7 protein-coding genes are annotated in these 24,892 nt (G+C 61.4%); 6 read left to right on the plus strand and 1 reads right to left on the minus strand.

Annotated elements, in window-relative coordinates; genetic code table 11:
- Positions 1-54: 54 nt before the first annotated feature.
- On the minus strand, positions 55-16,593 hold the full coding sequence (locus LIS66_RS00725) for a LapA family giant adhesin (protein ID WP_227973405.1): 16,539 nt from the start codon (positions 16,591-16,593) through the stop codon (positions 55-57).
- A 360-nt stretch (positions 16,594-16,953) separates the two neighbouring features.
- Here LIS66_RS00725 and LIS66_RS00730 point away from each other — a divergent pair, with 360 nt between their 5' ends.
- From LIS66_RS00730 to LIS66_RS00755, 6 genes are all read left to right on the plus strand, one after another.
- Entirely contained in the window at positions 16,954-18,306 is a 1,353-nt protein-coding gene (locus tag LIS66_RS00730) for a TolC family outer membrane protein (RefSeq protein ID WP_039756280.1), read from the plus strand.
- A 33-nt stretch (positions 18,307-18,339) separates the two neighbouring features.
- On the plus strand, positions 18,340-20,496 hold the full coding sequence (locus LIS66_RS00735; RefSeq protein ID WP_042610144.1) for a type I secretion system permease/ATPase: 2,157 nt from the start codon (positions 18,340-18,342) through the stop codon (positions 20,494-20,496).
- On the plus strand, positions 20,486-21,853 hold the full coding sequence (locus LIS66_RS00740) for an HlyD family type I secretion periplasmic adaptor subunit (RefSeq protein WP_042610145.1): 1,368 nt from the start codon (positions 20,486-20,488) through the stop codon (positions 21,851-21,853). The genes LIS66_RS00735 and LIS66_RS00740 overlap by 11 nt, the downstream gene beginning before the upstream one ends.
- A 350-nt stretch (positions 21,854-22,203) precedes the next feature.
- Positions 22,204-23,100: a TauD/TfdA dioxygenase family protein gene (locus LIS66_RS00745; protein WP_227973406.1), complete on the plus strand. Its 897-nt coding sequence runs from the start codon at positions 22,204-22,206 to the stop codon at positions 23,098-23,100.
- A gap of 17 nt (positions 23,101-23,117) precedes the next feature.
- Positions 23,118-23,978, plus strand: a complete 861-nt coding sequence (locus tag LIS66_RS00750; protein ID WP_042610147.1) for an ABC transporter ATP-binding protein — start codon at positions 23,118-23,120, stop codon at positions 23,976-23,978.
- Positions 23,979-23,998: 20 nt separating this feature from the next.
- Complete coding sequence (locus LIS66_RS00755) at positions 23,999-24,865, plus strand: ABC transporter permease (RefSeq protein WP_065615317.1); 867 nt, start codon at positions 23,999-24,001, stop codon at positions 24,863-24,865.
- Positions 24,866-24,892 lie beyond the last annotated feature (27 nt).

The following is a 24,892-nucleotide window of genomic DNA, read 5'->3' on the forward strand; positions in this document are numbered from 1 at the left end:
TTGCCTGAAAACGCGACGGCCGCCTCAGCGGAGGCGGCCGTTTTTGTTTCAGCCTCAGCTGTTGTTGTGATCGACCTTGATGGTCGGGTCGCTGCCGGCAATCAGGTTGTGCAGGTTGGCGCTCGCCCAATTGTTGCCTTCCAGTTTGATCGTCACGTCCGGCGTCGCCGCAGCGGCATCGCCCGAGTTGAATTTGCCCGCCGAGCTGACTTGCAGCGACGACGTGCCATCGACCGTGGTGATTTTCAGGAAGTTGTCGATCGTGCTGCCGGTCTCGCCCTGCAACAGGTCGCGCAGGTCGATGCGGTCGCCTTCACTGGCTTTGAAATCCTTGATCACATCGTTACCGGTGTCGCCCGATTTCCAGACGAAAGTGTCACCACCGGAACCACCGATGAGGATGTCGTTGCCCTGACCGCCGATCAGCGTGTCTTTGCCGCTGCCACCGAGCAGGATGTCATTGCCTTTGCCGCCGTCGAGCAGGTCGTTGCCGCCCGAGCCGAACAGGATGTCATTGCCTGCGCCACCGAGCAGCGTGTCGTTGCCGTCATGTGCGCCGGACACATCGAACGCCTGGTAGTGTTCGGTGATGTACTGGTGCACGTTGCTGGTGCTGACTTTGCTGACCTCGACGCCGGTTTCCTTGGCGACGAACGCCTGCATCGCCTGGTAACCCTCGCCGGCAATGCCGTTGAAGCTGACCAGATCGCCGAACAGGATGTCATTGCCTTCGCCGCCGTTGACGGTGTCGTTACCCGGCATCGTGGCTTCGGTATGACCGATGATCGAGTTGGCCAGGTCTTTCGGATCAATGTTGGTCTGCGGCGTTTTATCCGAATCGTACGGTTTCAGGTCATCCAGGGTGACGCCGCTGTTCAGACCGATCGCTTCGACGTTCGACAGCCCGCTGAGCAAGGCAAAGCCGCTGGCCGAGTTGCTGGTCGTCGACGAGTTGGTGCTGTTGCCGGTACCGGCCAGGTTCGACAGCTCGTAAGTGCCGTCGCCCTGAGCGTGGATGGTGCCCAGGTTGCTGCTGCTCCAGCCCCACCATGAGCTGTAGGTTTGCAGAGTCACGGTGCCGGCACTGTTGATCGTCAACGCATGGGTGTTGTCGATGTAGGTGCTGAAGGTGTCGCCCGGCTTGTAGTTGCTGGTTTTCACCACGTCATCGAGCTTCACGTTGCCGTACAGCGTCGGATTGGCTTGCTCGCCGGTCTGGTAATAGGTCGGTTGGCCGTCGGTAATGAAGTATGTGAGGTTCTTCGCCCCGGTGTTGGCTACGGCATCGGCACTCTGGAACCAGTTGGCCGTGGTCTTGAACACGTCCTCGTAGTTGGTGCCGCCGCCGGAGCCCATCGAGTCCAGCACGGCTTTGAGTTGCGCCAGCGCATTCGGGTCGTTGAGGTTCACCGACACCGACTTGTTGACCTGGGTATCGAAGTCCACCAGGAAGATGTTCACCGTGCCGGAGTTGCTGCCGCCCAGGCTCTGCTTGAGGCTGTTGAACACCGAAGTCAGCGAGTCTTTCGCAGCGTTCAGCGACGACGTGCTCATGCTGCCCGAGCTGTCGACCATGAACGCGATGTTGTAGTTGGTGCCAGGGACCACGGTCAGGCCGCCGATGTCAGCGACGATGATGTCGTTGGCGTCGGTGCCGGTGACGGTGTCGTCACCCGAGGTGGCGGTGACTGCGTTGTACACCGCAGGCACTACGGTGACCGGAATGGTCGCGGTGCTGCTCGCCGAGCCGCCGACCTGTTCGGTCGACGTCGAAGTCACGGTCAGGTTGAACTGACCGTTGTAGTAGGTCGGCGGAGTCACGGTCAGAGAGCCGAGGTTCCAGCCAGTGACATTGGCTTCGCCATTGCTCGCGGTAACGGTGAAGGTATGCCCCGCGCCATCGCTGAGCACCGAACCGACCGGTGCACCGCTGATCTTCACGCTCAGGGTTTCCGAGCCGTCGGTGTCGGTCAGCGCGGTGCTGATCGCCGACAGCTTCACCGTGGTGCCCTCGGCGCCGGTGTTGAGCTTGTAGCCGTCGTAGTAACCTTCGCCGTTGGTGCCGTGCAGATCGGACACCGTCACGCCCGAGTTGATCAGGTCCTGCACACCGGTGTAGATCGGCACGCCAGCGTTGCTCAGGTCGATCGGTGTGCTGCCGTTGACCGACAGGTTGACGTCGTAGCTGCCCGGGCCGCTCTGGTTGTGGTGGTAGATGTCGAGGGTGTAGTAGCCGCTGGTGGTCGGGGTGAACGAACCATTGATCGCACCGCCCGCGCCCCAGGTACCCGAAGCCACGTTCTTGCCGCCGATGGTGATCAGCAGGCTGTCATCGGCGACGCCGCTGAAGCTGTAGGTCTTGCCGGCTTCCAGGTAGATCAGGCCAGAGGTCTTCGACGCCGTACCGGCGGCGACGCTGCCGTCGGACTGCACGTTGGTGACGTTGCCGCTGGAGTTCGGTTTGCCGGCCGCGTCGATCACGCTTTTCAGGGTGGTCGAGTTCGCGCCGCTGCCGTCAGTGCCCAGACCCGAGAGGCCGGTCCAGACTTCTTTGATCAGGCCAGTGGATTTCACGCTGTTGTCGGCCACGGCCACGGTCGGCGCATCCGTCACTGGCGTGATGTCGATCTTCACCGTGCCGGTATTGCCCAGCGCCTGGCCATCGGTAGGCTGGAACTTGATCTGTGCGTAGTCCGCCTGATTGTTGCCCAGACCGGTGCCGCCGTAACCGTTGGTGCCCGACTCGTTGGCATCCGGCAGGAAGCGCAACTTGCCAGCGTCGATGTCGGCCTTGCTGAAGGTCTGATTGTTGGCAACGTCTTTCCAGGTCGAGCCTTCCAGATACTGCAGTTTGCCCTCGCCCGGCAGCTGAGTGATCTTGATCCCGAGGCTGGTTGCAGGGCTGTCGACATCGCTGACGCCAAAGGTCGACCAGCCGAGGACCAGCGGCGTGTCTTCGCTGCCGGTGACATCGCTCGGCGCAGCGACCGGTGCATCGTTGACCGCCACCACGTTGACCGTGGTGGTCGCGGTGTTCGAGTAGTTGCCGCCATCGGTCACCGTCACGGTGATGATCCGAGGCACGGTGCTCGGATTTTCGCTGCTGTTGGTGAAGCTGATGTTCTTGATGACCTGCATGTAGTCGGCCAGCGTCGCGTTACCCGACAGCGTGAGGGTCACCGTGCCGTTGGTGCTGTTGGCATTGATGGTGATGCCGTTGACGCTGTTGCCCAGATTCAGTGCATCGCCGTCCTGACGGTTGGTCAGCACCACGGTGGCGCCGGTGAGCATCGTGCTGTCCGGGTCGGTGATGCTGATGTCGGTATCAGCGATCGACACGCCGGCGCCCGGGGTGTTCTCGGTGAACGTCACTTTGTAATCGGCACCGGTCGCGCCGCTGGAGTTGTTGGCGTCCAGATCGAGCACCGGTGGCGCATCGTTGTCGATGATCGAAGTACTGACGCTGCCATTGGTGCTGCTGACCGCGAGGTTCTCGAAGTTGCCGCCGGTAGCCGAATCGATCTTGACGACGAAGTTCTCGGTGCCTTCGGTGATCTTGTCATCGAGGGTGGCGACGTTGAACTGCGCGCTGCTGGCGCCCGCCGGGATCTTCACGGTGTACACACCGGTGAAGTCCGAACCGTCGGCAGCGGTGCCGCTGTAAACGATTTTCAGGGTCACTTCGGTCTGCGCCGGGTGATTGAGGCTGACGGTGTAGCTGGCGGTCTGGCCCTCGGTCACCGAGCTGCTGCCACTGATGCTGACGGTAGTGGTGTCGACAGTGTCGGTGACGCTGGTCACTGCTGGCGTGCTACTCGGTACCAGGTTTTCGAAGCTGCCACCGGTTGCGGTTTTGATCGTGGCCTGCACCGAGCCGGCGTCTTTGTAAACGTCGTCGGACGGAGCTGGAACGTTCACGGTGCCGGTGGTTTCGCCTGCTTTGATGGTGATGACAGCGCCGTTGCTCAGGGTCACGGTGACCGGCGAGCCCGCCGGGTTGGTGAGCGTGGCGGTGTAAGTGATCTGGCCACCTTCTGCTACCGAGCCAGTCGCCGACAGCGACAGGTTGGTGGTGTCGACGGTGTCGGTCACGGTGGTGCTGACCGGAGTCTTGTCCGCGACCAGGTTTTCGAAGTTGCCGCCGGTCACGCCGGTAATCGAGTTGGTCAGCGGAGCTTGACCGGTCAGCGCATCGTTTGGAGCCACAGCGGTCACGGTGCCGGATGTCTGGCCGACCGCGATGGTGATGTTCTGACCATTGGCCAGAGTCACGACGACAGGCGAACCGGTGACAGGTGCGCCGACGGTTGCGGTGTAGACGACGTTGCCGCCTTCGGCCGCTGTAGCGGTTGCGCTCAGTTTTACGGTGGTGGTGTCGATCGTGTCAGTGACGCTGGTCACTGCTGGCGTGGTGCTCGGTACCAGGTTTTCGAAGCTGCCACCGGTTGCGGTTTTGATCGTGGCCTGCACCGAGCTGGCGTCTTTGTAAACGTCGTCGGACGGAGCTGGGACGGTCACATTGCCGGTGGTTTCACCAGCCTTGATGGTGATGACAGCGCCGTTCGACAGGGTCACAGTCACAGGCGAGCCTGCGGCGTTGGTCAGTGTCGCGGTGTAAGTGATCTGACCACCTTCTGCTACCGAGCCAGTCGCCGACAGCGACAGGTTGGTGGTGTCGACGGTGTCGGTCACGGTGGTGCTGACCGGAGTCTTGTCGGCCACCAGATTTTCGAAATTGCCACCGCTGACGTTGGTGATCGCATTGGTGATCGGCGCGTGGCCGGCCAGTGCATCGTTCGAAGCAACAGCGGTTGCAGTGCCGGTAGTTTGACCGACGCCGATGGTGATGGTCTGGCCGTTGGCCAGAGTCACGACGACAGGCGAACCGGTTACTGGCGCACCGACCGTGGCGGTGTAAGTCACAGTGCCGCCTTCAGCAACCGAGGTATCAGCGGTCAATTTGACCGTCGAAGTATCGATGGTGTCGGTGACTTGAGTGACGGCTGGCGTGGTGCTTGGAACCAGGTTCTCGAAGTTGCCACCGGTGGCGCTGGTGATCGTTGCCTGCACGGAGCCGGCGTCTTTGTAGACGTCATCGGACGGTGCCGGAACGGTCGCAGTGCCGGTGGTCTCGCCTGCTTTGATGGTGATGACAGCGCCGTTCGACAAGGTCACGGTCACTGGCGAGCCTGCGGCGTTGGTCAAGGTCGCGGTGTAAGTGATCTGACCACCCTCTGCTACCGAGCCAGTCGCCGACAGCGACAGGTTGGTGGTGTCGACGGTGTCCGTCACGGTGGTGCTGACCGGAGTCTTGTCGGCCAACAGATTTTCGAAATTGCCACCGCTGACGTTGGTGATCGCATTGGTGATCGGGGCGTGACCGGTCAGTGCATCGTTCGAAGCAACAGCGGTTGCAGTGCCGGTAGTTTGACCGACGCCGATGGTGATGGTCTGGCCGTTGGCAAGGGTCACGACCACAGGCGAACCGGTTACTGGCGCACCGACCGTGGCGGTGTAAGTCACGGTGCCGCCTTCAGCAACCGAGGTATCGGCGGTCAATTTGACCGTCGAAGTATCGATGGTGTCAGTGACTTGAGTGATCGCTGGCGTGGTGCTCGGAACAAGGTTCTCGAAATTGCCGCCGGTAGCGCCGGTGATCGTTGCCTGCACGGAGCCGGCGTCTTTGTAGACGTCATCGGACGGTGCCGGAACAGTCGCAGTGCCAGTGGTTTCGCCTGCCTTGATGGTAATCACCGCGCCGTTCGACAAGGTCACGGTCACAGGCGAGCCTGCGGCGTTGGTCAATGTAGCGGTGTAAACAATCGAGCCACCCTCGGCCACCGAACCTGTCGCGCTCAACGACAGATTGGTAGTGTCGGCAACGTCTGTGACGGAGGTCGAAACCGGGGTTTTGTCCGCCACCAGATTTTCGAAATTGCCACCGCTGACGTTGGTGATCGCATTGGTGATCGGCGCGTGGCCGGCCAGCGCATCGTTCGAAGCAACAGCGGTTGCAGTGCCGGTAGTTTGACCGACGCCGATGGTGATGGTCTGGCCGTTGGCCAGAGTCACGACGACAGGCGAGCCAGTAACTGGAGCGCCAACTGTTGCGGTGTAAGTCACAGTGCCGCCTTCGGCCACCGAAGTATCAGCCGTCAGTTTGACGGTCGAGGTGTCGATGGTGTCGGTGACTGTCGTCACGGCTGGAGCAGTGCTTGGTACCAGGCTTTCGAAGTTGCCACCAGTGGCGCTGGTGATCGTCGCCTGCACGGAGCCGGCGTCTTTGTAGACGTCATCGGACGGTGCCGGAACGGTCGCAGTGCCGGTGGTTTCGCCTGCCTTGATGGTAATCACCGCGCCGTTCGACAAGGTCACGGTCACAGGCGAGCCTGCAGCGTTGGTCAGTGTCGCGGTGTACGTAATCTGACCGCCCTCAGCCACAGAACCGGTCGCGCTCAGCGACAGATTGGTAGTGTCGGCAACGTCTGTGACGGAGGTCGAAACCGTGGTTTTGTCCGCCACCAGATTTTCAAAATTACCGCCGCTGACGCCAGTGATCGAGTTGGTCAGCGGAGCGTTGCCGGTCAGCGCATCGTTCGGTGCGGTGAAGGTCGCAGTGCCGGAAGTCTGGCCCACAGCGATAGTGATGTTCTGACCATTCGCCAGAGTCACGACCACAGGCGAACCAGTGACCGGAGCGCCAACTGTCGCGGTGTAAGTCACAGTGCCGCCTTCAGCAACCGAGGTATCGGCGGTCAATTTGACCGTCGAAGTGTCGATGGTGTCGGTGACTGTCGTCACGGCTGGAGCAGTGCTTGGCACCAGGTTCTCGAAATTGCCACCGGTAGCGCCGGTGATCGTTGCCTGCACGGAGCCGGCGTCTTTGTAGACGTCATCGGACGGTGCCGGAACGGTCGCAGTGCCGGTGGTCTCGCCAGCCTTGATAGTGATCACGGCGCCGTTCGAAAGGGTCACTGTCACAGGCGAGCCTGCGGCGTTGGTCAACGTCGCGGTGTACGTAATCTGACCGCCCTCAGCCACAGAACCGGTCGCGCTCAACGACAGATTGGTAGTGTCGGCAACGTCTGTGACGGAGGTCGAAACCGGGGTTTTGTCCGCAACCAGATTTTCGAAGTTACCGCCGCTTACTCCAGTGATCGAGTTGGTCAGCGGAGCGTTGCCGGTCAGCGCATCGTTCGGTGCGGTAAAGGTCGCAGTGCCGGAAGTCTGGCCTACAGCGATGGTGATGTTCTGACCATTGGCCAGGGTCACGACCACAGGCGAGCCAGTAACTGGAGCGCCAACTGTTGCGGTGTAAGTCACAGTGCCGCCTTCGGCCACCGAAGTATCAGCCGTCAGTTTGACGGTCGAGGTGTCGATGGTGTCGGTGACTGTCGTCACGGCTGGAGCAGTGCTTGGCACCAGGTTCTCGAAATTGCCACCGGTAGCGCCGGTGATCGTTGCCTGCACGGAGCCGGCGTCTTTGTAGACGTCATCGGACGGTGCCGGAACGGTCGCAGTGCCGCTGGTTTCGCCTGCCTTGATGGTAATCACCGCGCCGTTCGACAAGGTCACGGTCACAGGCGAGCCTGCAGCGTTGGTCAGTGTCGCGGTGTACGTAATCTGACCGCCCTCAGCCACAGAACCGGTCGCGCTCAGCGACAGATTGGTAGTGTCGGCAACGTCTGTGACGGAGGTCGAAACCGTGGTTTTGTCCGCAACCAGATTTTCGAAGTTACCGCCGCTTACGCCAGTGATCGAGTTGGTCAGCGGAGCGTTGCCGGTCAGCGCATCGTTCGGTGCGGTAAAGGTCGCAGTGCCGGAAGTCTGGCCGACGGCGATGGTGATGTTCTGACCGTTCGCCAGGGTCACGACCACAGGCGAACCAGTAACTGGTGCGCCGACGGTGGCGGTGTAAGTAACGGTACCGCCTTCGGCCACCGAAGTATCAGCCGTCAGTTTGACGGTCGAGGTGTCGATGGTGTCGGTGACTGTCGTCACGGCTGGAGCAGTGCTCGGAACAAGGTTCTCGAAATTGCCACCAGTGGCGCTGGTGATCGTTGCCTGCACAGAGCCGGCGTCTTTGTAGACGTCATCGGACGGTGCCGGAACGGTCGCAGTGCCGCTGGTTTCGCCTGCTTTGATGGTGATGACAGCGCCGTTCGACAAGGTCACGGTCACTGGCGAGCCTGCGGCGTTGGTCAAGGTCGCGGTGTAAGTGATCTGACCGCCCTCAGCCACAGAAGCGGTCGCGCTCAGCGACAGATTTGTAGTGTCGGCAACGTCTGTGACGGAAGTCGAAACCGGGGTTTTGTCCGCCACCAGATTTTCGAAGTTGCCACCGCTGACGTTGGTGATCGCATTGGTGATCGGCGCGTGGCCGGCCAGTGCATCGTTAGAAGCAACAGCGGTTGCAGTGCCAGTAGTTTGACCGACGCCGATGGTGATGGTCTGGCCGTTGGCCAGAGTCACGACGACCGGCGAGCCGGTAACAGGCGAACCAACCGTGGCGGTGTAAGTCACAGTGCCGCCTTCAGCAACCGAGGTATCAGCGGTCAATTTGACCGTCGAAGTGTCGATGGTGTCAGTGACTTGAGTGACGGCTGGCGTGGTGCTTGGAACCAGGTTCTCGAAGTTGCCACCGGTGGCGCTGGTGATCGTTGCCTGGACGGAGCCGGCGTCTTTGTAGACGTCATCGGACGGTGCAGGAACGGTCGCAGTGCCGGTGGTTTCACCTGCCTTGATGGTGATCACGGCGCCGTTCGACAGGGTCACGGTCACAGGCGAGCCAGCAGCGTTGGTCAATGTAGCGGTGTAAACAATCGAGCCACCCTCGGCCACCGAACCTGTCGCGCTCAACGACAGATTGGTAGTGTCGGCAACGTCTGTGACGGAAGTCGAAACCGGGGTTTTGTCCGCCACCAGATTTTCGAAGTTGCCGCCGGTTACGCCAGTGATCGAGTTGGTCAGCGGAGCGTTTCCGGCCAACGCATCGTTTGGTGCGGTGAAGGTCGCAGTGCCGGAAGTCTGGCCCACAGCGATAGTGATGTTCTGACCGTTCGCCAGAGTCACAACCACAGGCGAGCCAGTAACAGGCGCGCCGACGGTGGCGGTGTAAGTAACGGTACCGCCTTCAGCCACCGAGGTATCGGCGGTCAGTTTGACGGTCGAAGTGTCGATGGTATCGGTGACATTGGTCACGGCTGGAACCGAGCTCGGCACCAGGTTTTCGAAGTTGCCGCCCGTAGCACCCTCGATGGTCACTTCGACTTTGCCGGCGTCTTTGTAGACGTCATCGGCAGGTGCCGCAACGGTCACGCTGCCGGTGGTTTTACCCGCGTCGATGGTGATCGTGGCACCGTTCGACAGGGTCACGGTCACCGGTGTGCCGGCCGGGTTGGTCAGCGTTGCGGTGTAGGTGATCTGCCCGCCTTCGGCGACCGAATCGCTCGCGGTCAGGTTCAGGTTGGTAGTGTCGGTGGTATCCGATACCACGGTGTCGGCGGACTTGCCGTCGACCACCAGTTTTTCGTAATTGCCGCCCGTGGCGCCATCGATGGTCACGCTCAACGAACTGCCGCCCGCCAATGGGCTGTTCGGCGCGACGTAGTTGACGCTGCCGGTGGTTTCGCCGACCGCGATGGTGATGGTCTGGCCGTTGGACAGGCTGACGATCACCGGTGAACCGGTCACTGGCGCGCCCACGGTCGCGGTGTAGACCACGGTTTCGCCTTCGGCGACGTTCGCGGTGGCGCTCAATGACACGGTGGAGGTGTCGATGGTGTCGTTGACTGTGGTCACCGCCGGCGCTGTGCTGCTGACGAGGTTTTCGAAGTTGCCGCCGGTTGCGCTCTGGATGGTCGCTTCAACGCTGCCAGCGTCTTTGTAGACGTCGTCTTTCGGCGCATCGACAGTCACGGTGCCGCTGGTTTTGCCGGCCTCGATGGTGATCGTCGCGCCATTGCTCAAGGTCACGGTCACCGGTGTGCCGGCGGCGTTGCTCAGGGTTGCGGTGTAGGTGATCTGGCCGCCTTCGTTCACCGCGCCGGTGGCGCTGAGCGACAGACTGGTGGTGTCGACGCTGTCGGTCACGGTGGTGCTGACCGGGGTCTGGTCGGCGACGAGGTTTTCGAAGTTGCCGCCGCTGACATTGGTGATCGAGTTGGTCAGTGGCGCGTGCCCGGCGAGGACGTCGTTCGGCGCGGTGGTGCTCACGCTGCCGCTGGTCTTGCCGACTTCGATGGTGATGTTCTGACCGTTGGCCAGGGTCACGACCACAGGCGAACCGGTGACCGGAGCGCCAACCGTGGCAGTGTAGGTGACGGTGCCGCCCTCGGCCGCTGTCTCGGTGGCGGTCAGTTTGACCGTCGAGGTATCGACGGTGTCGGTGACGTCGGTGACCGCTGGCGTGGTGCTTGGCACCAGGTTTTCGAAGTTGCCGCCGGTGGCGTCCTTGATCGTGACTTCAACTTTGCCGGCGTCTTTGTAGACGTCATCGGCAGGTGCCGGAACGGTGACGGTGCCGCTGGTTTTGCCGGCCTCGATGGTGATCACCGCGCCGTTGCTCAGACTCACGGTAACCGGCGTGCCGGCCGGGTTGCTCAGGGTCGCGGTGTAGACAATCGAACCGCCCTCGGCCACGGAGCCGGTCGCGGACAGCGACAGGTTGGTGGTGTCGGCGACGTCAGTCACCGAGGTCACCGCCGGGGTCTGGTCGGCCACGAGATTTTCGTAATTGCCACCGCTGGCGCCATCGATTTTCACGCTCAAGGTGTTGCCGCCGGCCTGTGCATCGTTCGGCGCGGTGAAGTTGACGCTGCCGCTGCTGGCGCCGACCGGAATGGTGATGGTCTGGCCGTTGGACAGGGTGACGACTACCGGCGAACCGGTGACCGGTGCGGTCACCGAAGCGGTGTAGACGACCACGCCGCCTTCGACCGCGCTGGCGCTGGCGGTCAGCGAAACCGTGCTGTTGTCGATGGTGTCAGTAACGTTGGTGACTGCCGGGGTCTTGTCGACCACCAGGTTTTCAAAGTTGCCACCGCTGGTCTTGGTGATGCTCGCATCGATCTTGCCGGCGTCCTTGTAGACATCATCGGCGGGCGCGGCGACGGTTGCGTTGCCGGTGCTCGCGCCTTTGGCAATGCTGATCACCGCGCCGTTGCTCAGGGTCACGGTCATGGCGGATCCGGCCGGATTGCTCAGGGTAGCGGTGTAGACGATCGAGCCGCCCTCGGCGACGCTGCCGGTAGCGCTCAGGCTGATATCGGTGGTGTCGACGGCGTCGGTGACTTTGGTCACCACTGCCGAACGATCGGCCTCGACGCGCTCGAAATTGCCGCCGCTGTGGCTGGCGATTGCCGTCCGCACGTTGCTGCCGTCGATGTATGGGGTGTTGGCGGGTGCCGGGAAATTCACCGAACCGCTGGTGGCGCCGGCTGCGATATTGATCACTGCGCCGTTGGCCAGGGTCACGGTCATGGCGGTGCCGGCCGGGTTGCTCAGGGTCGCGGTATAGGTGATCTGGCCACCTTCGCTGACGGTATCGCTGGCAGTCAGAGTCAGCGCGGTTGTGTCGACGGTATCGTTGACTGTGGTGCTGGCCGGAGTCTTGCTGACGTCGAGCTTTTCGAAGTTGCCGCCGCTGGCATCGGTCATGGTCACGGTGAGCTTGCTGACGTCCTTGTAGACGTCATCGCTCGGTGCGGCAATCGTTACCGAACCGCTGGTCTTGCCTGCTTCAATGGTGATGGTCTGGCCATTGCTCAGGTTGACGGTGACCGGGGTCTGCGCGGCGTTGGTCAGCGTTGCGGTGTAAGTGATCGAAGCGCCTTCGAGCACATAGCTCTCGGCACTGAGGGTCAGGTGCGTGGTGTTGACGGTGTCGGCAACGTTGGTCACCGCTGGCGTCGGATTCGGCACCAGGTTTTCGAAATTGCCACCGGTGGCGTCCTTGATGGTCACTTCGACTTTACCGGCGTCTTTGTAGACGTCATCGGCAGGTGCCGGAACGGTCACGGTGCCGGTGGTCTTGCCCGCTTCAATGGTGATGACCGAGCCGTTGCTCAGATTCACGGTCACAGGCGTGCCGGCCGGGTTGCTCAAGGTTGCGGTGTAGGTGATCTGCCCGCCTTCGTTGACGTTACCGGTGGCAGTCAGCGCGACGCTGGTGGTGTCGACGGTGTCCGTCACGGTGGTGCTGACCGGGGTCTTGTCGGCCACCAGATTTTCGTAGTTACCACCGCTGACATTAGTGATCGAGTTGGTCAGCGGTGCGTGACCGATCTGGACGTCATTCGATACGGGGGCGGTAACGCTGCCGGTGGTCTGGCCGACAGCGATGGTGATGTTCTGACCGTTGGCCAGAGTCACGACGACAGGCGAGCCAGTGACTGGCGCGCCGACGGTCGCGGTGTAAGTGACGATTCCGCCTTCGGCCACCGAAGTATCAGCCGTCAGTTTGACGGTCGAAGTGTCGATGGTGTCAGTGACTGTCGTCACGGCTGGAGCAGTGCTTGGCACCAGGTTCTCGAAATTGCCACCAGTGGCGCTGGTGATCGTCGCCTGGACGGAACCGGCGTCTTTGTAGACGTCATCGGACGGTGCAGGAACGGTCGCAGTGCCGCTGGTTTCGCCAGCCTTGATAGTGATCACGGCACCGTTGGACAAGGTCACGGTCACTGGCGAGCCAGCAGCATTGGTCAAGGTCGCGGTGTAAGTGATCTGGCCACCCTCGGCCACCGAGTTTGTCGCACTCAGCGACAGGTTGGTGGTATCGGCAACATCCGTAACGGTGGTCGAGACTGGGGTGTTATCTGCAACCAGATTTTCGAAGTTACCGCCGGTGACGCCAGTGATCGAGTTGGTCAGCGGAGCGTTGCCGGTCAAGGCATCGTTCGGTGCAGTGTAGGTGATGGAACCAGTGGTCTGGCCGACGGCGATGGTGATGTTCTGGCCGTTCGCCAACGTCACGACGACAGCCGAGCCGGTGACGGGTGCGCCGACGCTGGCGGTGTAAGTGACGGTTCCGCCTTCGGCAACCGAAGTGTCAGCGGTCAGTTTCACCGTCGAGGTATCGACGGTGTCGGTGATTTCGGTCACCGCCGGGGTGATGCTCGGCACCAGATTCTCGAAGTTGCCGCCGGTGGCGTCCTTGATGCTGACTTCGACCTGGCCGGCGTCTTTGTAGACGTCATCGGCAGGCGCTGGAACGGTGACGGTGCCGGTGGTTTTGCCGGCATCGATGGTGATCACCGAGCCGTTGCTCAGGGTCACGGTTACCGGAGTGCCAGCCGGATTCGTCAGCGTGGCGGTGTAGGTGATCTGCCCACCTTCGGCCACAGTGCCGGTGGCGCTAAGGCTCAGGCCAGTGTCATCGACCGAGTCGGTGATGGTGGTGACCGCTGGCGTGTTGCTTGGCACCAGATTCTCGAAGTTGCCACCGGTTGCACCAGTGATCGTGGTGCTGACGGTGCTGCCATTGTTGTAAACGTCATTGGCCGCTGTCGGCACGTTGACGGTGCCGACGGTTTCGCCGGCCGCAATGGTGATGGTCGAACCGTTCGACAGAGTGACGGTCACCGGGGTTTGCGCCGGGTTGGTCAGGGTCGCGGTGTAAGTGATCTGGCCGCCTTCAACGATGTTGTTGGTCGCGGTCAGAGTCAGGCCGGTGTTGTCGACCGAGTCGGTGATCGTGGTCACGGCTGGCGTCGGGTTCGGCACCAGGTTTTCGAAGTTGCCGCCGGTTGCACTGGTGATCGTGGTGCTGACAGTGCTGCCATTGTTGTAGACGTCATTGGCCGCTGTCGGCACGTTGACGGTGCCGACGGTCTCGCCTGCCGCAATGGTGATGGTCGAACCGTTGGACAGAGTGACGGTAACCGGGGTTTGCGCCGGATTAGTCAATGTCGCGGTGTAAGTGATCTGGCCCCCTTCAACGATGTTGTTGGTCGCGGTCAGGGTCAGGCCGGTGTTGTCGACTGAGTCGGTGATCGTAGTGACTGCTGGCGTCGGGTTCGGCACCAGGTTTTCGAAGTTGCCGCCGGTAGCGCCAGTAATCGTGGTGCTGACGGTGCTGCCATTGTTGTACACGTCATTGGCCGCAGTCGGCACGTTGACGGTGCCGACGGTTTCGCCGGCTGCAATGGTGATGGTCGAGCCGTTCGACAGAGTGACGGTCACCGGGGTTTGAGCCGGGTTGGTCAGGGTCGCGGTGTAAGTGATCTGGCCGCCTTCAACGATGTTGTTGGTCGCGGTCAGGGTCAGGCCGGTGTTGTCGACTGAGTCGGTGATGGTGGTCACGGCTGGCGTCGGGTTCGGCACCAGGTTTTCGAAGTTGCCACCGGTAGCGCCAGTAATCGTAGTGCTGACAGTGCTGCCATTGTTGTAGACGTCATTGGCCGCTGTCGGCACGTTGACGGTGCCGACGGTCTCGCCTGCCGCAATGGTGATGGTCGAACCGTTGGACAGAGTGACGGTAACCGGGGTTTGCGCCGGATTAGTCAATGTCGCGGTGTAAGTGATCTGGCCGCCTTCGACGATGTTGTTGGTCGCGGTCAGGGTCAGGCCGGTGTTGTCGACTGAGTCGGTGATCGTAGTGACTGCTGGCGTGGTGCTTGGCACCAGATTCTCGAAGTTGCCACCGGTTGCACCAGTGATCGTGGTGCTGACAGTGCTGCCATTGTTGTAGACGTCATTGGCCGCTGTCGGCACGTTGACGGTGCCGACAGTCTCGCCTGCTGCAATGGTGATGGTCGAGCCGTTCGACAGAGTGACGGTTACCGGGGTTTGCGCCGGGTTGGTCAGGGTCGCGGTGTAAGTGATCTGGCCGCCTTCCACGATGTTGTTGGTCGCGGTCAGGGTCAGGCCGGTGTTGTCGACCGAATCGGTGATCGTGGTCACGGCTGGCGTCGGGTTCGGCACCAGGTTTTCGAAGTTGCCGCCGGTAGCGCCAGTAATCGTGGTGCTGACGGTGCTGCCATTGTTGTACACGTCATTGGCCGCAGTCGGCACGTTGACGGTGCCGACGGTTTCGCCTGCCGCAATGGTGATGGTCGAACCGTTGGACAGAGTGACGGTAACCGGGGTTTGAGCCGGATTAGTCAATGTCGCGGTGTAAGTGATCTGGCCGCCTTCAACGATGTTGTTGGTCGCGGTCAGGGTCAGGCCGGTGTTGTCGACTGAGTCGGTGATCGTAGTGACTGCTGGCGTCGGGTTCGGCACCAGATTTTCGAAATTGCCACCGGTTGCACTGGTGATCGTGGTGCTGACAGTGCTGCCATTGTTGTAGACGTCATTGGCCGCAGTCGGCACGTTGACGGTGCCGACGGTTTCGCCGGCCGCAATGGTGATGGTCGAACCGTTCGACAGAGTGACGGTTACCGGCGTCTGCGCCGGATTGGTCAGGGTCGCGGTGTAAGTGATCTGGCCGCCTTCAACGATGTTGTTGGTCGCGGTCAGGGTCAGGCCGGTGTTGTCTACCGAGTCGGTGATCGTGGTCACGGCTGGCGTCGGGTTCGGCACCAGGTTTTCGAAGTTGCCACCGGTAGCCCCGGTGATCGTCGTCGTAACGGTACTGCCGTTGTTATAGACGTCGTTAGGCGGGGTCGGCACGTTGACGGTGCCGGTAGTCTGGCCAGCGCCGATGGTGATAGTCGAACCGTTCGACAGGGTGACGGTAACCGGCGTCTGCGCCGGGTTGGTCAATGTCGCGGTGTAAGTGATCTGCCCACCTTCGGTGACGCTCGAGCCAGTCGTCAAGGTCACGGTAGTGGTGTCGACGGTGTCGGTGACTTGCGTGGTCGCCGGGATGGTCGGCGGGGTTACGGTGATGCCGTTGCCGCCGCTGGTGCCGGTGACGGTCACGTCGATCTGGGTCGGGTCGTTATAGACCGTGTCGTTCGGTGCCATCGGCACGTTGACGGTGCCGGTGGTGGCGCCGGCCGGAATGACGATCACCGCACCATTGGACAAGGTGATGGTCAGGTCGGTCAGCGGTGCCTGGGTCAGGGTCGCGGTGTACACCAGCACGCCGCCGGCTTCGGTGATGGTCGGCGTGGCGCTGAGGCTCAGGGTCGAATCGCGCAGCGCATTGGTGGTGGTGTCGGTGGTCAGGCCGCCCGTGGTGTCCTGCGCGACTTGCCCGGCAGCGTTGATGCCCGCCGTTGGGAAGCCAATGGTCGGATCGACGCGGCCAGCAGTGGCGTCGAGCATGACGAAGCTGTGGCCGCCACCGGCAGCACCACCGGTGCCCGCGGCGGTCGGGCCGGCCGCGGTGGATTCAAGCGCAGTGGTCGGGTCGACACCGGCGGCGATGGCTTGCTGCAGTTCTTCAACAGAAGGTGCCGCCTGCGCGGTGGCTTCGGCCAGGTCAGTGCTGGAGTCAGGCGAGCTGGCGCTCCACTGGGTGTCGCGGCCCAGATCGAGCGTGCGGCCATCGGCCAGTTCCAGCGACACCGCGCCGGACAGACCGGTATCGATCTGATCGCCGACATACAGGCGATCGCCTTCAACGAGTACGCGACGCACGCCCTCTGGGGACACCACGAAAACCTGACCGACAATGCTTTTGACGACGGCAACAACACTGCTCATTGAAGACTCTCCGGGTGTCACATTCAGTTGACTTCCATGGACCTGACGGGCGTCGGCGCCACTTCAGTCTGGACGTACTTTCTATAAATGGATAACTTATTGACGCTGTATTTCCGTCAATAATCTGGCTATAAATTATCGCGATTAACTTTATGCCAAACTATTGACCTTCTGGGAGCCATCCTAAACAATCGCCCCACTAATGTCACATTGATATTTCCGCGGCGACCTGTCCTTCAGCGTGTCATCCAGTTCCTCTTTTGAACTTTCCGACATACGGTCATTCGGGTTGCCATCATCCGACGCAGCGCCACGTTTTTGCTGTGATTCAAGACAAGAAGTTCCGGGAAAATTCCAACCATGCGTTCGCTTTTGCTCCTTGCTGCTCCCTTCGCTCTCGCCGCCTCCTTTGTACAAGCACAATCCTTACCAGAAGCCATGCAACAGGCGCTGGATGTCCATCCGGAGATTCAGGCGGGGGTCAACAGTCGATTGGCGGCGGATTATCAATTAAAGGCGGCGAAAGGAGGATACCTGCCCAAGGTCGATCTGCTGGGCGGTTATGGCCGTGAAGGTACTGACAGCGTGACGACCCGAGCGAACGGTGGCGGCAATCATTGGGAGACTTTGAACCGCAGCGAGTCAAGTTTACGTCTCTCGCAAATGGTTTTTGACGGTTTTGCGACGTCCAACGAAGTCGCGCGTCAACAAGCCAACGTCAGCTCCCGTGCTTACTCCCTGCTCGGCACTTCCGAGCGCACCGCGCTGACCGTCGCCCAGGTGTATCTGGACGTGTTGACCCGCCGTGAATTCGTCCGTCTGGCCGAGGAAAACCTCAAGAGCCACCAGCGCATCTACGACCAGATCCAGTTGCGCACCCAGCGCGGCGTCGGCAGCGGTGCCGACCTCGATCAGGCCGAAGCACGCATGGCCCAGGCCCGCAACAACCTGATCACCGAACAGACCAACCTGGCCGATGCGGAAACCAACTTCCTCAGCGCCGTCGGCCAGATGCCAGACCAGCTCGAGCGGCCGGCGCCGTTCATGGCGATGATGCCGGCCAACCTCAACGAAGCCCGCGCGCAGATGCTGGAAAACAGCCCGATCCTGCGCTCCGCCGAGTCGGACATCGCCGCTGCCGAAAAGCAGTTCGCCACCGCGAAATCGACCTTCTACCCGCGCTTCGACGCCGAACTGGGGCGCACCGCGGATAACGATCTCGACGGCCAGAACGGCCACAACAACGAATGGCAGGCCATGCTGCGCATGCGCTTCAACCTGTATTCCGGCGGCAGCAACAAAGCTGATCTGGAATCCAAGTCGTACCTGGCCAACCAGGCGCTGGACATCCGCAACAACGCCCTGCGTCAGTTGAACGAAGAGCTTGGCCTGGCCTGGAATGCGCTGAACAACGCCAACGCCCAGGTGCCGATCGCCCAGCAGTACGTCGACCACAGCACTTCGGTGCGTACCGCCTACCAGCGTCAATTCAGCCTCGGCGAGCGCACCCTGCTGGACTTGCTCGACAGCGAAAACGAGTTGTTCACCGCCTCGCGGCGTCTGGCAGAAATCAAGAACATTCAGTTATTTACTCAGTACCGAATCAAGGCGACCATGGGCCAATTGCTCAAAAGCCAGGGAGTGGTCGCGCCGTTGGCATCCGTTGTGCAGAACGACGTGAAGCCCAAGGTCCAGCTGCCTGGGATGAACTGAGTTATCCCTTTCAACTGCTAAAGAGTGTCGAGCGTGGAATCAGAAGTCAGTCGAGTTCAACTCAGCCATGATCCACGCGCGTTGCATGACGATCCGTTGCTGGATGGTCTGCTCGCCCTGTGCATGCTGCACCAGAAGCCTGCCAGCGCAGCGATGCTGACCACCGGCCTGCCGCTGCCCAAACAACGTTTGAGTGTCGAGTTGCTGCCCCGCGCAGCGGCTCGCGCCGGCCTGCAGGGGCGGGTGTTGCAGCGCAAGCTCGAAGAGATTCCGGCGATCGCCATGCCCGCGCTGTTGCTGCTCAAGGATGGCCGCAGTGCCGTCCTGCTCGGCTGGCAGGGCGAAAACGATGCGCGGGTGCTGCTCAGCGAAAGCGATGGCGGCGAATCGGTGGTCAGCCGCGAACTGCTGACCGACGATTACACCGGCAAAGTGTTCTTCGCCCAGCCGCAGCACAAATTCGACGTCAACCACGGCACGCTGATCCCGCGGGCACGCTCGTGGTTTCGCGACACCCTCAAGCGTTCGCGCTGGCTCTACGCCGATGCGATCGCCGCGAGTTTCCTGATCAACATCATCGCCATGGCCGCGCCGCTGTTCGTGATGAACGTCTACGACCGCGTGGTGCCGAACCAGGCCGAAGCGACCCTGTGGGTGCTGGCGCTGGGCATCACCGGCGCTTACATCTTCGATCTGATCCTCAAGAGCCTGCGCAGTCTGTGCCTGGATCTGGCCGGGAAGAAAACCGACCTGATCATCTCCGCCACGCTGTTCGAGCGCATCGTCGGCATGGCGATGAAATACCGCCCGGCGCGGGTCGGCAGCTTTGCCCAGAACATTCATGAATTTCAGAGCCTGCGCGACTTCCTCGCCTCGCTGACCCTGACCAGCCTGATCGATCTGCCGTTCACCATCCTGATTTTCATCGTCATCGCCATTCTCGGCGGGCATCTGGTATGGATTCCGGTGCTGGCATTCCCGATTGCGCTGCTGATCGGCTACGCCTTGCAGAAGCCGCTGATCGCGACCATGGAGCGCACCATGGCGCTGGGCGCCGAGCGCCAGTCGAGCCTGATCGAAACCCTCGCCGGTCTGGACGCGGTCAAAGTCAACAACGCCGAAAGCGAGCGCCAGTATCAGTGGGAGCAGACCATCGGCACCCTCAGCCGTCTCGAGCTGCGAGTGAAAATGCTCTCCGGTCTGGCGATGAACATCACCTTGCTGATCCAGCAACTGGCCGGGGTGATCATGATCGTATTCGGCGTGTACCAGATCATCGCCGGTAACCTGAGCATGGGCGGGCTGATTGCCTGCTATATGCTCAGTGGCCGCGCGCTGAGCCCACTGGCGTCGCTGTCCGGTCTGCTCACGCGCTATCAGCAGGCGCGGGTGACCATGACCTCCGTCGACCAGATGATGGAGCTGCCGCAGGAGCGCAATTTCGAAGAGCGCCCGCTGAGCCGCAAGGTTCTGCAGGGTGCGATCGAATGCCGTCAGCTCAGCTTCACCTACCCGGATCAACAGAACCCGGCGCTGAAGAACATCAACCTGGTGATCCGGCCTGGCGAGAAGATCGGCATCATCGGCCGCAGCGGCTCGGGCAAAAGCTCGCTGGCCAAATTGCTGGTCGGTCTGTACCAACCGGACGACGGTGCGTTGCTGGTCGACGGCGTGGACATCCGCCAGATCGACGTCAGCGAACTGCGCTACAATATCGGTTACGTGCCACAGGACATTCAACTGCTGTCCGGCACCCTGCGCGACAACCTGGTGTCCGGCGCGCGTTACGTCGAAGACGAGCTTGTCCTGCAGGCGGCCGAACTGGCCGGCGTCCACGAATTCGCTCGTCTGCACCCGCAGGGCTATGAGCTGCAAGTCGGCGAACGCGGACAGAACCTCTCTGGCGGCCAGCGGCAGAACGTCGCCCTGGCCCGTGCGCTGTTGCTCAATCCGCCGATTCTGCTCATGGATGAGCCGACCAGTGCGATGGACAACACCGGCGAAGAACGCCTCAAGCAACGCCTCGCGGCGGTGGTCGAAAACAAGACCGTGGTGCTGGTCACGCACCGGGCATCGCTGTTGTCGCTGGTCGATCGCCTGCTGGTGATCGATCGCGGGCAGATTCTCGCCGACGGCCCGAAAGCCGCCGTGATGGAAGCGTTGAAGAAGGGGCAGATCAGTGTTGCTTAAGTCCGGTGTCAAGGAGTCGATCCGTCGCTACTTCAAGGGTTCTGCCTCGCTGCAGGGCCAACCGCTGCCTGAGGTCAACAAAGCGCTGATCGAAGACGCCCCGCGCGTCGTGCGCCTGACCATCTGGGCGATTATCGGTTTCTTTGTATTCCTGATGCTCTGGGCCAACTTCGCGGTGATCGATGAAGTGACCAAGGGCGACGGCAAGGCAATTCCCTCGTCGAAAATCCAGAAAATCCAGAACCTGGAGGGGGGGATCGTCTCCGAACTGTTCGTCAAGGAAGGCCAGATCGTCGAGGCCGGCGCGCCGCTGATTCGTCTCGACGACACGCGGTTTGCCTCTAACGTCGGCGAAACCGAGGCCGATCGCCTGTCGATGCTGCTGCGGGTCGAGCGCCTGAGCGCGGAAGTCGATGATCGTCCGCTGAATTTCCCCGAAGACGTGCTCAAAGCGGTGCCGGGCCAGGCGAAAAGCGAAGAGTCACTGTACATCAGCCGGCGTCAGCAACTGCACGATGAAATCGGCGGCCTGCAGGAGCAGCTGATCCAGCGTCAGCAGGAGCTGCGGGAGTTCAGCTCCAAGCAAGCGCAGTACCGTCAGCAGCTCGGCTTGCAGCGTCAGGAAATCAACATGTCCGAGCCGCTGGTGGCGCAGGGCGCGGTCTCGCCGGTAGAAGTGCTGCGCCTCAAGCGTGCCGAAGTGGAGACCCGTGGCCAGCTCGATGCGACCACGCTGGCCATTCCGCGCGCGGAATCGGCGATCAAGGAAGTGCAGCGCAAGATCGACGAAACCCGCGGCAAATTCCGCAGCGAAGCGCTGACTCAGCTCAACGAAGCGCGCACCGATCTGAACAAGGCCCAGGCCACCGGCAAGGCGCTGGAGGACCGCGTCAGCCGTACGCTGGTCACCTCGCCGGTGCGCGGTATCGTCAACAAGTTGCTGGTCAACACCATCGGCGGCGTGATCCAGCCGGGCAGCGACATGGTCGAAATCGTGCCGCTGGATGACACCCTGCTGGTCGAAGCCAAGATCCGTCCGCAGGACATCGCGTTCCTGCATCCGGGGCAGGAAGCGATCGTCAAATTCACCGCCTATGACTACACCATTTACGGCGGGCTGAAGGCACAACTCGAGCAGATTGGCGCCGACACCATCACCGACGAAGACAAGAAAACCACCTATTACGTGATCAAGGTGCGCACCGAGCGCAGTCATCTGGGCACGGACGACAAACCGCTGTTGATCATTCCGGGGATGGTTGCTTCGGTGGATATCATCACGGGCAAGAAATCGGTGTTGAGCTATTTGCTGAAGCCGATCATTCGGGCGCGGGCTGAAGCGTTGCACGAGCGTTGATCTCCAGTGGCCTCGCTGGCCTCATCGCGAGCAGGCTCACTCCTACAGTTGATTGCATTTCTTCAGATGGAATGCGATCCCTGTAGGAGTGAGCCTGCTCGCGATAGCGCTAGCCCAAGCGCCGCATCTCTGTCGGGAAGTGACAAAAATCGTCACTCCACGCCCTTACCCTTCGTCATATCGTTATTCATTAACGGTATTTAATTTCCAATTCTTATAGCTATAAAGTCACCCACCTGCGTACCTGCCGACCAATCGGCGCGCCGCACGCCCTGAACCGACACGCAATCCAGCGTGAGTGTCTGATCGACGTGCGCGTCCGTGAGCGCGCCGTGCGTGGGAGATGATTGATGTCCGCCGCTACTGCCACCGAAAGCGCCGCAACTGCCGCGCCACAAGTTTTCGAAATTCGTCCATTCAGCGGTGCCGTCGGCGCCGAGATCGTTGGCCTCGACCTCAGCCGAGCGGTCAATGATCAGGACTTCGCGCGCATTCACCGCGCGCACCTGGATCACCACGTCGTGGTCTTTCGCGATCAGCAGATCACCCCGCAACAGCAAATCGATTTCAGCCGTCGCTTCGGCGTGTTGCAGATCCACGTGCTCAAGCAGTTCCTGCTGGCCAATTACCCGGAAATTCTCATCGTTTCCAACATCATCGAGAACGGCCAGAACATCGGTCTCGGTGACGCCGGCAAGTTCTGGCACTCCGATCTTTCCTATAAAGAGCTGCCAAGTCTCGGCTCGATGCTGCACGCCCAAGAGCTGCCCTCCGAGGGCGGCGACACGCTGTTTGCCGACATGCACAAAGCCTGGGACAACCTGCCCGCTGCGTTGCGCAACGCGGTCGAAGGGCGTTCCGCCGCGCATTCCTACACCGCGCGCTACAGCGAAACCAAATTCGAAGGCAACTGGCGCCCGACCCTGACCCCGGAACAACTGGCCCAGGTCGCAGAAGTAGTGCACCCGGTAGTGCGCACCCACCCGGAAAACGGTCGCAAGGCCCTGTTCGTCAGCGAAGGCTTCACCACGCGCATCGTCGGCCTCCCGGAAGACGAAAGTCGCCAGCTGCTCGCCGAACTCTTCGCCCACAGCGTGCTGCCGCAAAACATCTACCGCCATCAGTGGGAACCCCACGATCTGGTGTTCTGGGACAACCGTTCGCTGATCCACCTCGCCGCCGGCTGCCCCGCGCATCTGCGCCGCAAGCTGTATCGCACGACCATTCAGGGCGACGCGCCTTTCTGATTTGCCGGAGATCGACCATGAACGCCCCTTTGCCAGGCCACGCGGCCAGCAACCCGATCGCCCACAGCGAAGCGTTGTTGGCCGTCGATCACGTCAGCCTCGAATACCGCACGCCGCAACGCGTGGTGCGCGCCACTCACCAGGTCAGTTTCGCCGTCGATCCGGCGGATCGTTTCGTCCTGCTCGGCCCGTCCGGCTGTGGCAAATCCACCCTGCTCAAAGCGGTCGCCGGGTTCATCCAGCCCTGCGAAGGCGAGATCCGCCTGCAAGGTCAACGCGTCGACGCACCGGGGCCGGACCGCATTGTGGTGTTCCAGGAATTCGACCAGTTGCCGCCGTGGAAAACCGTGAAGCAGAACGTAATGTTTCCGTTGCTGGCCTCGCGCACCTTGAACAAGAAGGACGCGGAAGAACGCGCGCTGCACTATCTGGAAAAGGTCGGCCTGGCGGCATTCGCCGACGCCTATCCGCACACCTTGTCCGGCGGCATGAAAGCGCGGGTGGCGATCGCCCGAGCGTTGGCCATGCAGCCGAAAATCCTTTTGATGGATGAACCCTTCGCTGCACTCGATGCGCTGACCCGCCGCAAGATGCAGGAGGAATTGCTGCTGCTCTGGGAAGAGGTGCGCTTCACCCTGTTGTTCGTCACCCACTCGATCGAAGAGGCGTTGGTGGTGGGCAATCGCATCCTGTTGCTGTCGCCGCATCCGGGGCGGGTGCGCGCCGAAGTGCACAGCCATCAATACGATCTGCACAGCCTCGGTGGCGTGGCGTTTCAGGAATCGGCGCGGCGCATTCATCGTCTGCTGTTCGATGAAGGCCAGGCGCCGGAGACCGAACGTGAGCATGACTTCAACGACATTCGCATCGCCTATTGAGCGGCCAGGAGGACTACCCGATGAGCCATTCATCATCCGTGCGTGAAGAATTCGAAACCGTGCTCGAGCCGCTGACCGCAGTGCCGGTCGAGCGCGAATTGCCGCTTGGCACGCGCCTGTGGCAACAGGGCTGGCTGCGCAAAAGCCTGATCCTGATCGTGCTGGCGATTATCTGGGAAGTTGTCGCGCGGATTCAGAACAACGACCTGATGCTGCCGAGCTTTCTGCAAACCGCACAGGCCTTGTTTGACGGTGTGCTCAGTGGCGAGCTGCTGGCCAAGGTGTGGATATCTTTGGTGGTGCTGATCAAGGGCTACCTGATCGGCATCGTTCTCGCGTTCGCCCTGACGACATTGGCGGTCTCGACCCAGTTGGGGCGTGATCTGCTCAGTACGATGACCTCGATGTTCAACCCGTTGCCGGCGATTGCCCTGCTGCCGCTGGCATTGTTGTGGTTCGGGTTGGGGCAGAACAGCCTGATCTTCGTGTTGGTGCATTCGGTGTTGTGGGCACTGGCGCTGAACACTTATGCCGGATTTCTCGGCGTCTCCGAGACGCTGCGCATGGCCGGACGCAATTATGGTTTGAAGGGCTTGCGCCTGGTCTTGTTCATCCTGATCCCGGCGGCGCTGCCGTCGATTCTCGCGGGTCTGAAAATTGGCTGGGCGTTCGCCTGGCGCACCTTGATCGCCGCCGAATTGGTGTTTGGCGCGACCAGTGGCAAGGGCGGGCTGGGCTGGTACATCTTTCAGAATCGCAATGAGCTGTACACCGACAAGGTGTTTGCCGGATTGGCGGTGGTGATCCTGATTGGCTTGCTGGTGGAAAACCTGGTGTTCGATACCCTCGAGCGTGTGACCGTCAAGCGTTGGGGTATGCAACGTTAACAATGGTATGCCGGCTGGCCCAATCGC

The sequence above is a fragment of the Pseudomonas sp. HN2 genome, assembly GCF_020736465.1.
Classification (GTDB): Bacteria; Pseudomonadota; Gammaproteobacteria; order Pseudomonadales; family Pseudomonadaceae; genus Aquipseudomonas; species Aquipseudomonas moraviensis_A.